The 14,076-nt window shown below is 39.4% G+C and carries 9 protein-coding genes and 1 pseudogene; 7 read left to right on the top strand and 3 right to left on the bottom strand.

Annotation, left to right across the window (positions count from 1 at the left end):
• Positions 1-386: 386 nt before the first annotated feature.
• Positions 387-2,954 carry an EAL domain-containing protein gene (locus ABJ384_RS14930; protein WP_349929879.1) on the top strand — a complete coding sequence of 856 codons (2,568 nt, stop codon included), beginning with the start codon at positions 387-389 and terminating at the stop codon, positions 2,952-2,954.
• Between the two features lie 21 nt (positions 2,955-2,975).
• Here ABJ384_RS14930 and ABJ384_RS14925 read toward each other — a convergent pair whose 3' ends face one another.
• From ABJ384_RS14925 to ABJ384_RS14915, 3 genes and pseudogenes are all read right to left on the bottom strand, one after another.
• Positions 2,976-4,541, bottom strand: coding sequence for a sensor domain-containing diguanylate cyclase (locus ABJ384_RS14925; protein WP_349929878.1), 1,566 nt, complete (start codon positions 4,539-4,541; stop codon positions 2,976-2,978).
• A gap of 562 nt (positions 4,542-5,103) precedes the next feature.
• Positions 5,104-5,755, bottom strand: a pseudogene (locus ABJ384_RS14920) (N-6 DNA methylase); the annotation flags it as partial.
• A 290-nt stretch (positions 5,756-6,045) separates the two neighbouring features.
• The gene (locus ABJ384_RS14915) at positions 6,046-7,215 is read right to left on the bottom strand and encodes a RepB family plasmid replication initiator protein (RefSeq protein WP_349929877.1); all 1,170 of its coding nucleotides are present in this window, start codon (positions 7,213-7,215) and stop codon (positions 6,046-6,048) included.
• A gap of 904 nt (positions 7,216-8,119) precedes the next feature.
• Here ABJ384_RS14915 and ABJ384_RS14910 point away from each other — a divergent pair.
• From ABJ384_RS14910 to ABJ384_RS14885, 6 genes are all read left to right on the top strand, one after another.
• Complete coding sequence (locus ABJ384_RS14910) at positions 8,120-8,905, top strand: ParA family protein (protein ID WP_349929876.1); 786 nt, start codon at positions 8,120-8,122, stop codon at positions 8,903-8,905.
• 18 nt (positions 8,906-8,923) lie between these two features.
• Positions 8,924-9,823: a ParB/RepB/Spo0J family partition protein gene (locus ABJ384_RS14905; RefSeq protein WP_086197142.1), complete on the top strand. Its 900-nt coding sequence runs from the start codon at positions 8,924-8,926 to the stop codon at positions 9,821-9,823.
• A 294-nt stretch (positions 9,824-10,117) separates the two neighbouring features.
• Positions 10,118-10,261, top strand: coding sequence for a hypothetical protein (locus tag ABJ384_RS14900; protein ID WP_171263237.1), 144 nt, complete (start codon positions 10,118-10,120; stop codon positions 10,259-10,261).
• 579 nt (positions 10,262-10,840) lie between these two features.
• Entirely contained in the window at positions 10,841-11,590 is a 750-nt protein-coding gene (locus ABJ384_RS14895; protein ID WP_349929875.1) for a thermostable hemolysin, read from the top strand.
• Positions 11,591-11,620: 30 nt separating this feature from the next.
• Positions 11,621-13,132: an AMP-binding protein gene (locus ABJ384_RS14890; RefSeq protein ID WP_349929874.1), complete on the top strand. Its 1,512-nt coding sequence runs from the start codon at positions 11,621-11,623 to the stop codon at positions 13,130-13,132.
• Between the two features lie 64 nt (positions 13,133-13,196).
• Positions 13,197-14,048, top strand: a complete 852-nt coding sequence (locus ABJ384_RS14885) for a TauD/TfdA family dioxygenase (RefSeq protein WP_349929873.1) — start codon at positions 13,197-13,199, stop codon at positions 14,046-14,048.
• Positions 14,049-14,076 lie beyond the last annotated feature (28 nt).

The following is a 14,076-nucleotide window of genomic DNA, read 5'->3' as shown; positions in this document are numbered from 1 at the left end:
AATACGCTGAAAAAGACCGAGGTGATGAGTGCTACTGTTGTAGTGATCTCTCCATTATAGGTTGTATTCTGCAAGATACAATTTGCAGCGTATCTTTGCTTTTCAGGACCATATACTGTTGCAATGCAAACGCATGAATAAGCTATTGATACGTTAACAAACCATTGTTTCAGTCCCGATGATTGTAACCGGGAATATTCTTGAGGCTACTTGTTTAAATTAAAACCTGATATCGATAAGACTTTTAGATAATAATATGTGAAGGTTATCGCATTTTTGTTATAGTATTTAAATAAAGGTAATCATTCACATTTAGATCCAGTTTTACAAAATTTCGTTGAGAATCTATCCAAAATGCGCAATACAACTCTAGGGTGGCAAACTATATGAGTCAAACAGCGAGTTATTTAGATACTCAATCTATTTTTAATTTAATTGGGCAGCATGCTGAGTTAAGCCTCATATTTCAGATGGTCAGTGAATGGCTAGAAGCCCGGATACCAGATTCAATGGTCTCCATTATGTTGTACTCTGAAACAGAACAAACTTTAAATTTAATTAGTGGTAGCCAGCATTTTTCCAACCGATATATAGAAACGGTCTCTAATCTAAAAATAGGTCCACATGTGGGCGCATGTGGTGCAGCCGCTTTTCACCGCAAACTGGTGATTTGTGAAAATTTAGCGATTGACCCCAACTGGGTAGCTTTCCATAGCCTGATTCAAGAAGAGAATCTCAACGCGTGTTGGTCAATGCCGATTATTAATGCGCAGGGAACCCTCTATGGAACCTTTGCAACCTATTACCGTTCTCCCAAGTGTCCAAGCTCTACTCATATTAAATTGATTGCTCATGCCGCATCTTTAGTTGCCTTGAGTATGGACCTGCATGCAGAACGGCAACAGAGACTGGCGCTAAATGACAAATATCGGTCTTTCTTCACTTACCATCCCGATGCCATTTTTGAACATAATCCTGCAGGCATTATTCTGGATGTTAATCTTGCCTCTAAAGACCTCACCAGATTAAATCCGGAACAGACCAGGGGCTTACATTTCTCAAAATTTATCTGCCCTAACTTTCAAGCTATAGTTCAAACTGCATTTGAACAGGCCTTGCAAGGCAACAGCCAACACCTGGAAATTCAGGCAAAGAATGCCTTGGGGGAATGTTACTGGCTAGACCTCACTTATTTACCTCTTCAACAAGCTCAGCAGGTGGTCGGTGTATTTGGGATTGCCCGTGATATTACCGAGCGGCATGAAACCGAAGAAATGTTACGTTTACTGAAACGTAGTGTCGATGCGAATCCTCATGGCATCGTGCTGACCAATGCTTCTGCACAGCATGCTATTGAATATGTTAATCCTGCTTTTGAAAGCCTGACCGGTTATAAAAAAGAAGAGGTGCTAGGTCAGAACTGTCGTTTTCTGCAAGGTCCTGATACCGACCCGAAGACAATTGATAAAATACGCAACGCACTTCAAGAACAGCAAGAAATCCAGATCACCCTAAAAAACTATCGTAAAGATGGCAGCTGGTTCTGGAATCAGCTGGTATTGGGGCCGGTTTTTGATGACAAAAATTTTTGCACCCATTTTATTGGAATTCAGCAAGATATTACCCAACAGCGGGCAAATAGCGAATATATCGCCCGTCAGCAGACCCACGATAGTCTAACCGGATTAATTAATCATCATACCTTTGAAGAAATACTGGATACGACCTTCCATTTGCACCATGACAATCACCGATCACTCATTGTCATGTATGTGGATCTAGATGGCTTCCAGCCTTTAAATCAAGGTTTGGGCCACTTCATTGGTGATCAACTTTTGATAGCTGTAGCCAATCGCCTGCGTCAGGTTATCCCAGAAGAGCATATCATTTCGCATTTTTCAGCAGATGAATTTGGCATACTGCTAAATAAATGTGATGATTTAAAACAGGTCGCTGTGCTTGCAGAGCAAGTCTTAAAAAGTCTGTCAGCTCCATTTAATATTCATGGTCATAAAATCCATATTAGTGCCAGTATTGGCATTGCAGATGATGATCCTCAAATAGAAAAATCTAACGAATTGCTGCATCATGCCATACATGCGATGAGTGAAGCGAAAAAAGAAGGGGGCAATACCTGGCATTGGTATGCTTTTAACTCTACGCGCACTCCGAAAATCGACTATGTACTGATGCGCCATGAGTTAATGGTTGCCGTAGAAGAAAAACAGTTCAGGTTAGTCTATCAACCGGTTATTGATGCTGACTCAGGACAATTAAAAAGTGTAGAAGCCTTGATTCGTTGGCAGCATCCGCAAAGAGGTTCTATCTCTCCAGCAGAGTTTATTCCCTTTGCTGAAACAACCGGTCAAATTGTAGTGATTGGCCAATGGGTATTACAGCAAGCCTGCCAGGATATCGTCGATTGGAACAAGAAAAATGGCACTAATCTGAGTGTAGCTGTCAATCTTTCCCCGCTACAGTTTAAGCGCACCAGCTTTTTACATGACTTACAACAAACCCTGGCAGATACTCAGTTGCAACCAGAGTTGTTAAAAATTGAAGTTACCGAAACCATGTTAATCGCAGGTGCTGACCGTTCGTTAGAAATTTTAAAGGCTGTTCGTGACTTGGGCATCAAAGTCTCTGTCGATGACTTTGGCACAGGATACTCCAGCCTGAGTTATTTACGTACTTTACCTGTGGATGAGATAAAACTCGATCGCAGTTTTATTGAACATTTACCTCAAAATGAGAAAGATGGCGCGATTGTCGCTGCGATTATTGTCATGGCTCATCAACTTGGATTACAAGTGGTTGCTGAAGGCATAGAAACTCAAGCTCAGGCGCAGTTTTTAAAAAACTATGATTGTGACCATTTTCAAGGTTACCATTTTGCTCACCCCGCTTCGCTTAGCGAGCTCAAGCTTAATTATAAACAGATCGAATTAGTATAAAACTCAATACGCTCTCTCCACCTAATAACAGATACAGTTGCGTCCGTTATTTTTAGCTTGATAAAGTTTATTATCAGCCATTTTAAAAACCTCGGTCACATCATCTGAGCTTTTAGGCCAAAAGGCAATTCCAACAGATATGGTAATCGGTTCGATAAAATTGAAGTTACTAGATTCGATTGTTTTTCTTAAACGTTCCGCAGCATTATAAGCAACCTTCGCATCTGAAGTCGTCATTAATACAATAAACTCCTCTCCTCCTATCCGACAACAGATGTCTTCATCCCTGAAATTATTTTTCATCAAGCTGGCCAGGGTTTTTAAAACGGCATCTCCTTGACCATGACCATAGCGATCATTCACCTGCTTAAAATAATCGATATCAATTGCTAGCACAGCAAAATCTCGTCCTAAGTTCATCACTTCTTTTAAGAAGATTTGCATCCCCCGCCGGTTATATAAACCAGTCAGTGGATCAGTATTCACATGTTGACGCAATTCAGCAATCTTCTCACTGAAGGTTTGCGAGCTGAGTAACAATGAGGTTCTAAACTTTAAAACCTCAAAATACCAAGGATCAACTTGTTTAATGTTCTCCTGAATGTCGGGCTGATTGAGCATGCTGGCCATTTTTGCCAAGCTATTTAACGGTGAAGAAATAAAGCGCGACATTCTCCAGACAATAATAAAAATAAAAATATAAAAAATTAAAATGCCGACTGAGACTTTTAAAAGAATAACGTTAGCCTGCCTAAACAACTCTTCCGTCGGTTGCTGGGAGACGACAATCCAGTTCACACTGGGAATGTAGGCAAAACCGGCCAAATTTTCAATTCCTCGACTATTGATTAATCGGACACTCCCCATCCGGGTACGGATCATATAATCCAGTCCGGTATTATTGATAATTTTTTCTCCGATTCTGCTCGGATCGGGATGAAAAATAATTCGATCATCCTTATCAATGACATACATATAACTTTTCTTAAAGTCATATTCGGTAGAAAGCATTTTCTGGATCAGATTATTTTTTTGTAAATAAATCGTGCCCCCCACCATGCCCTGATATTTTTTATTGCGGTCATAGATCGGTTGAGACAGCAGTACAATTAGATTATGTTTAACTGACCAATAAGGAGGAGAAATATAAGTGCTTTTATGCTTTAAGGATTCAGTAATTCCCACTGTTTTATATAAAATATGGGGACTCAAGTTTAAACTTTGAGGTGCAAAAGAAATAACTCTGCTTTGCTTATCCACAACCAATACACTGTTAAATTTGTTGGATTGATGTTTAAGACGCTTTGCTTCTTCTTGGATTAATTGGGGATTAGAAAAATCCTGCCCTAACAACTCAGCACTATACTTTAATTCTTTGAGCATATCATCGAAATGCTGATCTGCGCTGTTGGCAACCTTGGAGGCATATTTGACATTCACTAAAAGTGAATTCTGAATTAATTGGTCTTTAATGACATAATTAAGAATAAATACAGAAACAATAAATAAACACGAAACACTGAGGATAGTCGAAATCAAAATCAGTTTGCGAAGATTTAATTTAAGTGCCAAGAGAATCTGTTTCAAAAACCTGATCCCAAACTATTGTGACTATATTTATATTTTATAATACATTTGATCAACAAGTTAATAAATTCATGTCTAATAAACTCGATGAATGCTATTTTTTAAACCTCATGTTTGAGTGTGCCGATGCATAAGCTACTCAGTAAAATCACGACAAGTTATTGAATAAAAATTAAAACTTAGCTAAACCTGAAAAATAGACCAAAGATAGCCTCCAATTTCAATGGGGTTATTCAGTTGTTCTCAAAGATATGGATACCCTTTGACCCACTATTGCGGATTTATGAGCTGAATAATGGGTGTCATGCTTAGGCTATTTTCTAGAGAAAAAGCCAGCATACATCATGGGTATATGATCCTTTTCCTTTCTTTTTTGGGCATAAGTCCATCAGTTAAATACGATCTCTGATCAGGAATGATTTGGACTGGCTCAAATCTTATCTTGCCAGATCACATCGTTGTCTGCTTTTCAAACCCGACATAAAACTGCTTAATCAGCTGCCGCGTTTCCACCAGCAGACAGCTAAACACACGATCCCGTTCAAACAGCTTAATCTTGTCGTTGACCGTAAATCATCTCCACATCTTTACCTTCACGCTTCACCCACAACGGAACGCAAGCGCTCTTTACCTTGGGTGACCATCTTGAACAGTAAGGTTGACATCTTTTGCGGGGTATAGAACTTGCCGGGTTTCTTTCCGGCACCGGAAGCAGACTCGCCAATCCGGTATTCGTGGGCATACCCTACTACATCGGCTTCGGTATTGGAAATATCAAAATCATCTCAATGACTGAGAACTTTTACCACCAGTTAATTACGGTTACTGGCATTGTTGTCAAATTTGGTGGAGTTTAAATCCAAGTCTTTAAGCAGGTTAGTAAAGTCATCGGTCGGTACCCAGGGTAATTTGTTTAATCGACTTAAGGGTGCAGTTAAATCATCTCGAATGAATTTTCCCTGACAGCCACGCTGCACAAGGCTATAAAATAGTTGTTTTAGGGTTAAGGCATAACCCGCTTCTTCACATAGCGTTCTTTTTAATTTCTTTGATATATGACACATGCTCAAGATTGTTTTCATCCAGCTCAAGGTATATCTTCACCCTCTAACAGCTTATTGGCAAAGTTCACCGCTTTCTGACAGATATTTAAAGAAAATAAAAACCCAGTTGTAATCACGCAATTCATCTTCCCCTATGCTGCCACGCAACATATTGGCAATATTCCAAAGTTGTTTTTGTAGCTGTTGCAGTTACACCAGGGTCATGCAGAATCCATCAGTCTAATTTTTTATAATTATAAGTATATAGTTTAGCTTGATGATCAAAAGCTTCCAGAGCGATAGGACTTTATTTGTCACTGCGATTGTACTTTTTCAAATATTGCATTAAATCCAGCCCCGGATAAGAAATGTAGCAAGTTGCTACATGCTTTAAATCAGCGCTGATGCAAAAATCCAGTTTAAAGCATAGTCATAAAAGCTGTAGTAAGTTGCTACACTTTTTAAATAATTTCTTTACCAAAAATCTCATTCAAACGCGCACGATTTTGCTGAACGAAATCGGGATCATTTTTCAGTTTATATTTCATCTCTTTCTTGAAGTCACTCATGGAAGCACCCGCCACAGCAAAATCCATTTGGAACATAATATCGTTTACAATCACGTTGGCCTGAGAATCAGTTAAGCAGCCTTCGGTCTTAAACCATTTGCTGAACTGTTTATAATTCGGATCATTGGCATAGATATACCAGGAACGGACTGTCAGATCGAACTTTGCCCCCAGCTCTTTCACAATAGCATTATCATCAAAATCGACATCCAGATAGATCTGGGTTTTTTCGTTGCTGTGTGGGATCACCACCTCAGCATGTCCATTCACAATTTTAAAGCGCACACCCACCACAGGACGGCCTTTCTTGATGGTGTCATATTCGAGTTTAAGGCTGGTTCTTTGATTAATTTCTTCAACAATCTTATCCAGCACATAACGCCTGAAGTCGACCCAGCGATCATATTTTTTTTCGCCAATGTCGGTAAGTGCCTTAATATTTTCCAGTGACAGTTCAACTTCATAGCAGTCTTGATTGGCATATTTGAACTCGTTTTTAATAAAGTAGGAATACAGGCTCATACTGGTTACCGAGTCTAAAGCAAATAAATCCTTTAATTGGTAAGTGGTAAAATTGCCGCTTGCCAGACGGGTAAAATAAGGCAGTACTTCACTGGTAAAACGGATCTGCAAGGCATTTTTGGCATCATCTTCCCAACGCAGTTCTCGAATAATCGGAACTACCGAATGGACTTTTTTAACCTTGCGCTTGCTTTCATCTACGGGTTCTTCAATGACAAAATGGGCCACCCGGGAGGACAGCTCTTTATAGATCCGGTCAATCGCGACATTAATGGAATTCTTTTTATCCAGACCCAGCAATTCGCCTAAATCATCTTTATGCAAATAAATGTAGGTTTGCTCGGTAATTTCACGATCTTGATTATTTTTTTCACCATAGTTGGCCACTGCCATCGCATAAAGTAACGCTTTGTACTCATTGGATGACAGTTCGATCGGTCGGATCAGTCGATTGCTGGTACTGACCACGCCATTATGTCGAATATTGCCAATACAATACGGTAAGTATTCTATTTCTTCTTGTTGATTCAGCTTGTTCATAGGTGGAAAAAAAAAGTTATTTTCTACATGTTATACACAAAAGTGGAATCTCATGCAAATTATCCACCATTTTAACTCAGGCAAACCGACCCTTGGACAAGAAACTCTTAAATCCCAAGCTAAGAGTGGAAAGCTTGTCACTCTGTTTTGCCATTTAAAACACTTTTTAAACATGAAGTGGAAAGCCATATTAAAAATTCACTTTTTAGTGACAAAGCTTCCACTTTTAATATTTCTCAGAGATCTTTAAGTCAGCTAAAAAGGGAAAAAAACCATTAAGCCCTGTAATAAAGTGGAAAGAATAATAAAAAATACACCTTAATAGTGACAAAGCTTCCACTTTTAGCCAGTCCAGAAGTGAAAATGTACAGTCGCCTTGATGAAATTAGCAACAAACAGTTTATCCACAGGATAAAAATATCAAAATGACAAGCTTTCCACCTTTAAGGTCAAATAATTCAACTTATCAACAGATTAAAATATTGAATTTAAATAATATTGTAAGATAAATTTAAGTTTTTTTTAAAACCCGTGACAAGCCTTCCACCATAGTGACAGACCTTCCACCTTTCAGTGACAGACCTTCCACCTTTTAGTGACAAGTCTTCCACCTTTCAGTGACAAGTCTTCCACCTTTCAGTGACAAACCTTCCACTTTTCGGTGACAAAGCTTCCACTTTAAAATCTATAAGATATTGATTTTAAAAAATAAAAAAGTGTTCTAATTATAATTAACTAATTATATTAATTAATACTAATTATAATTAGCTAGCTATATTTTATAAAAAAATCAATTTGTTTGTTTTTTATTCATATTCAGATTATAACTTCAAACTAAGCTCAACAAGGTGTAGCAACTTGCTACAAAGTTCTTTATATTACAATAACTCAAGTGAGGATAATTATGACAACTCGGTCAACTAAAATCATTGCAGTGGCAAATCATAAAGGTGGTTGTGGAAAAACAACCACAGTCGTTCATCTAGCGTCTGAACTAGCCGACTTGGGTAATAAAGTATTGGTGATAGATTTAGATCCTCAGGCCAATGCAAGCTTACATATCGGATCAAGACATCCAAGTGAAGTTGAAACCACGTCGGCTGAATTACTGCTGGGTGATTTAAACCTATTATCGGATGCCCTGGAAGAAGAAACCAATTTCAAAAACGTTTCTTTAATTTATGGTTCACTCAATTTAGGTAAAGCTGAAGATCAACTCAAAGATGATGCCCCAAGACCATCCGAAGAACTCTCCAATAAGTTGGAATTATTAAAAGGATTATATGACTTCATTCTGATTGACTGTCCTCCAAGCCTAAAACTGCTCACCAGTAATGCATTGGCAGCATCTACCCATGTGATGGTACCAATTGAGTCAGGTTCACAATATGGCTTATATGGAGTAACTGACTTGATTAACCATTTAAGTAAAATCAGACGGGTCAATCCTGAGTTAAAACTTTTAGGCGCCTTGTTGATTAAACATGATGAACGTCAAAACGTCTGTAAATTGATTAGAGATGAAGCTTTAAGTCAAGTCGGTGAACTGTTACAAACCACCATCCCCATGAGTACTAAAGTGAATCAGGCCGCAATTTTACAACAGCCCTTATTAAGTGTAGATAAAAACGCTAAAGTTCGTAAAGCCTTTCAAGATTTAGCCAAAGAAATCATCAATCGTGTTGAATAAAAGCCTGCTGAGAATATTATGGTAAGTACAAAAGAATTGCTGGCACAACGTTTACAGCAAAATACTCAAAAGCATCAACAAGCTCAGCAAGAGCATGTTAATGATGTGAAAGAATTGCGTCGTAATGTACAAATTACAGATATCCAGCCAAGTCCAAATCAGCCAAGAAAAATATTTAATCCACAAGATATAGAAGACTTGGCGGCATCGATTGAAGAAATTGGCTTGTTACAACCAATTGCAGTGCGGCGGATCCAGGACAAATATGAATTAATCGCTGGTGAAAGACGCTTGAAAGCGCATCAAATTCTCAATAAAAACACCATTGAAGTGATTGTGATTGATGCATCTGATGAAGAAGTAGCACTGTTAACGCTAGCGGAAAACCTAAAACGGGAAGACTTAACCGATTATGAAATTTATGTGGGCTTAAGTTCACTGGATGAGAAATTAAAAAAGAACAAGCAAAAACTGGCAAAATCCTTAGGCATGAACAGGGAAGATATGTATAAATATTTATCTTTCGAAAAATTACCTCAAGAGCTGATTGAAGATTTAGAGCAACAACCGGCATTGCTGGCACGAACTGCCGCAACAGCAGTCAAAAAGTTTCTCTCCGATTATGAAGAAAATTACAGCAATGCTAAAAAAGCACTGCTAGAAGCCTGGGCGAAATTACTGAAAAAAGAAGTAGAGCAAACAAAACTGGCAGTATTGGCAGAAAAAATTCTCAAATCGAAAGAAACCAAACAACCTATTAAAACGTCAATCGTGCATAAAATTGAATATGAGGGGAAAGTCGCCGGCAATATCAAGTTTGATCACAATACTTTAAAAGTGTCATTAAAAATAAGTGAATTTGATGATCAAAACTTACAGGAGCTGGAAAACCTGTTGAAAAAAATGCTAAATCAGTAATAGAAAAAAGGTGTAGCAAATTGCTACACCTTTTTTATTAAGTCGTGAACAATTGCCACCTGAATCAGGATAAGCAGTACTCAAACTAAACTATTATTGACTCAATCAGAATTTAAATAGACTAAGAAAAATGGGTGATTAAAAAAATCATGCTTAGTATTTAAATTTGGAGTATTTATATATTTTTTGAATTCAGATGCTATAAATTTTCTGGTTTTTTATTCGAAAATAAAAATGTTAATTCAATTAAAAAAAAATTTTCTTAATGCTGCTCATATTGTTTCAGCAGAAATTATGCCACTTGAATCGAATACTTTTTCAGTACTGATTAAAACCTTGTCAATGAGTCAGGGAAATAAAGAGGTGATCAATATTGATTTTGATGATTATGAGTTTGCCAATGCATTGATCAGTAAAATCAAAAAAGTCCTGAAATAAAGTTCTATTATATAAATACATGAGCGCCACATAATATACATTTAGCTCTCAATCCCTATTCAGCTCACTATTCGGGTTAGGGGACTATAAGTGAGATGGGAAATGCTTTTCTGGGGAGAAAAAGTATCTGATAATTATTTGATTACATATTAAGGGAACAATTTTACTAAACAGCAACAAGAATTATGGGGGCTGTCATTTTAAAGCACACTGTATTTTTTCCATATTTCACCTTGATGTTCATTCATCAGAAATATGGTTACCTTGTTTGAAGTTTAGAATGATTTAAGCTCCGATTTTTGTTTTCCAGATGCATACTCTTTTACTTAATAAAGCAGAAACAACAAAATGTTAAGTGATAAAAATAACATGATTGAGATTTAAACTACCCGTTTAAAAATCAAAGATAAGTGCTGATATTGCGATGCATAATTCGCTTTAATTTGAACCTGATTCATTCTATAGCTCAACTTTTCAAGCCTGAAGTTGCTTGAAAATACGCCTTCGATAGTGTTAAGTATTTTTTAAGTTTACAGACCTAAGGTGATCACCAAGCTGTTTATGTGTGGTGAAAAGAGAATGATGAAATTCAATTTGGATGATCGTTCATTTAGTAAAATCTACTATCTGGATCGCAATATCCATCCATTAAAATTTAAAAAAAACATCAATAATCAGAAACTTTTAGAACAAAAAAATTATTCTATTTCTCCTGTTGTGGTCTTAAAAAACTCATCACTTCGACTCGTGGTGAAAACCGTGCAACGAAGCGAGATCGCTGAACGGAACATGTTGGAAAACTTTATCCGTGAGAAATACCGCCAAGTCCATCAGGCCTCGGTCTGTGAATTTTCTTCTACCCTGTTTGCCGGTTATGTTGGGGCAGAGATGCAGGTCGTGATTGGAATGGAGCATTTAAGCGCGGCAGATGCTTTTCTTGAACGGTATCTAGATGCGCCGATTGAACAGATACTCACTCAATTAGGTAATGTACCAGTGCAAAGACCGCAGATTGTTGAGATTGGCAATTTGGCAGCTTTGGATATGGATAAAGCCAAATTGATGGTGGCTTTTCTGGTGTTTCATTTATCGCAAAAAAATATTGATTGGGCCGTGTGTACCGGTACTGTAGCGGTTCGTTATGTATTGCAAAAAATGGGTTTGCAGTTTCATGTCATTGAAAAAGCCGACCCTGAAGTGTTGGGGGAAGCAAAACTTCAATGGGGCAGTTATTACCAGCAGAAACCTTATGTGCTTGCCATTGATGTAGCTGCAGCATTGCAGGTTACTCAGCAGTTTTACAGTTTCTCTGAATCAATTGACCAGTAGTTCGTCCTGGTAGATATACGGAATTTTAACATGATGAATCATTTGTTTAAGGCCATTTCAGCCTATGCTCAGCAGGATCCGACACGTGAAGCCATTGTTACTGACGTGGATACAATTAACTATGCCGAGCTGAAACGTCTGGTTGAACAGCTTCGTGCCGAGTTAATGAAGTTAAATATTCCACGCTTGGCACTGTGGGGTGTGAATAGTGTGGATTGGATTATCATTGATCTCGCGGCCCAGTTAGCCGGTGTGACCGTAATTCCTATTCCCTTATTTTTTACCAAAGAACAGGTTCTTCATTTGTTACAAGACAGTCAGGCAGACCTGTTTTGCATGGCAAGTGAAAAAATAGAGGATACACCACAGTGGCTAATGGAATTAGTCGATGAAATAGGCAAGCATGAGGTCTCTGTATCTGTCGATATGCATGCTCTGTTTTTTCGTTTAGCACAGCATCAAACACAGCACCAGAGCTTGCTTCCTTATCAATCCCGGCAGCTGGCAAAAATTACCTATACATCGGGCAGTACTGGAACGCCGAAGGGGGTATGTCTGCCGGAAGACACTATTGAGTCAATTACCCATTCTCTAAGTCAGGCACTGGCCAGCAGTCAGCTCGGACGGCATTTATGCCTGATTCCATTTGCCACTTTACTGGAAAATATTGCCGGGATTTATGTCGCACTCAATATGAGACGTTCAGTGGTCATAGGTGAGGTGAGTCAGTTTGGGTTGATCTCTAACCATAGCTTTGATGCACAACGTTTCGTTGAAGCTGTCCGAAAGTATCAGATTGAAAGTGTGATTTTACTGCCGCAAATGTTGAAAGCTATTGTGGAATATAGCACTGAATACGGCAGTACAGGTCTCAGTACGCTGAAATTTATTGCCGTCGGTGGCGGGAAAGTATCTGCCGATTTGCTTCAACAGTGCCAGCAGCTAAAACTTCCGGTCTATGAGGGGTATGGCCTGTCCGAGTGTGCCTCGGTAGTCAGTCTGAATCTGCCAGGTGCACGCCGGGTTGGCAGTGTAGGTCGAATTCTACCCCATGTCGAAGTCGAAATTGCAGAAAACAGTGAAGTGGTGGTCAAAGGCAATGCCATGCTGGGTTATGTCAACGACTTGGTAGCCACTCCCTATATTCATACTGGCGATGCTGGCTATTTTGATGAAGACGGCTATTTATACATTACCGGGCGCATCAAGCAGATCATTGTCAGCAGTTTTGGACGCAATATTTCCCCAGAATGGGTGGAGTCCAACAGCCTGACCGAACCTGAAATTCAGCAGATTGCCATTTTCGGGGAGGCACAGCCGTATCTATCTGCTGTGATTTATGCCGATGATTCCACTTCCGAGCAACGGCTTGCAGTGGCAATCGAGAGAGCCAATGCTCGAATGCCTGATTATGCCCAGATTAAACGCTGGTGTCGTGCTCCCGAGCCATTTTCCCTGAGTAACCAGATGCTGACCGACAATGGAAAGTTGCGCAGGCAGCAGATCCAGCAGCATTTTCAGGCTGAATTGACAGCAAATTAACCCATATTTTCTGTGCATGCCCACGTGAACCACAGACCCATGTACAGCAGCAGAGAGTAAACTTATGAATATTGCATCACAGATTTTAAGCACGACTCATGCACAGATCAAACAGCGTCTGATAGAACAGGGTTGGGTCTTGTTAAGAAATGAACACTATGACGTGACATCTTTTAGTGAACTCATGAATGGTCTATGCCAGCGGCTGACCTATGACCCCGCCCGGGAAAACATTACCCGTCAGTCGCAGAAAGTCGATGCTGGTACGCAGGCCATGGGGCTACATATTGAAAATGGCAGTACCCCGCTGCCACCCGACATCATCGCCTTTTTTAGTGAAAAAAGTGCTTCGCGTGGCTCGCAGACCACCCTATGTGATGGGCATGAGGTCTGGAAAAATCTACCAGATGCTCTCAAGCAGAAATTTACCGAGCCGATGACCATCAGCCGTTATTTACCCAAGCCGATCTGGCAAAAGTATGTGGCAACTGCGCTGAATATTGAGGATGCTGAACAGGTCGGGCAGCATGAACTGGATCGCTTTATCAAGATGGTGCCCGGACAACGCATCAGCCCTGCAGACGATGAAGGCGTGCAGTACCATTTAAACATGAATATGGTCCGTCATGACAATCTCAAGGGTGTTCCGGCCTTTGCCAACACCTTGCTGGGGCCTTCTTATAATTATGAAAAACCCCGTTTTCATTTTGCGGATGGTTCAGAAATCAGCCCCGATTTGCTGGCTGAACTGGCAGAGCGCTGTGAAGCCCAGACCTCGGAAATTGACTGGCAGAATGGTGATCTGCTGATTATCGACAATAAACGTTTTATGCATGGTCGACGTGAAATACTGGTGCCACTTGAACAGCGTAAACTGTATATTTGTATGGGGCTGGGCTTAGATTTTGCCTTTTAAGCAGGATGCTACATCACATTAAAAACTT

Source organism: Acinetobacter sp. A1-4-2 (genome assembly GCF_040233925.1).
GTDB lineage: Bacteria > Pseudomonadota > Gammaproteobacteria > Pseudomonadales > Moraxellaceae > Acinetobacter.
This window is presented reverse-complemented; position numbering and strand designations above follow the sequence as displayed.

Excerpts from the sequence above, each read along its gene's own strand:
- ABJ384_RS14900 (WP_171263237.1), top strand. The coding sequence starts at position 10,118 with ATGCCACTTGAATCGAATACTTTTTCAGTACTGATTAAAACCTTGTCA.
- ABJ384_RS14915 (WP_349929877.1), bottom strand. The coding sequence starts at position 7,215 with ATGAACAAGCTGAATCAACAAGAAGAAATAGAATACTTACCGTATTGT.
- ABJ384_RS14905 (WP_086197142.1), top strand. The coding sequence starts at position 8,924 with ATGGTAAGTACAAAAGAATTGCTGGCACAACGTTTACAGCAAAATACT.
- ABJ384_RS14910 (WP_349929876.1), top strand. The coding sequence starts at position 8,120 with ATGACAACTCGGTCAACTAAAATCATTGCAGTGGCAAATCATAAAGGT.
- ABJ384_RS14890 (WP_349929874.1), top strand. The coding sequence starts at position 11,621 with ATGATGAATCATTTGTTTAAGGCCATTTCAGCCTATGCTCAGCAGGAT.
- ABJ384_RS14930 (WP_349929879.1), top strand. The coding sequence starts at position 387 with ATGAGTCAAACAGCGAGTTATTTAGATACTCAATCTATTTTTAATTTA.
- ABJ384_RS14885 (WP_349929873.1), top strand. The coding sequence starts at position 13,197 with ATGAATATTGCATCACAGATTTTAAGCACGACTCATGCACAGATCAAA.
- ABJ384_RS14895 (WP_349929875.1), top strand. The coding sequence starts at position 10,841 with ATGATGAAATTCAATTTGGATGATCGTTCATTTAGTAAAATCTACTAT.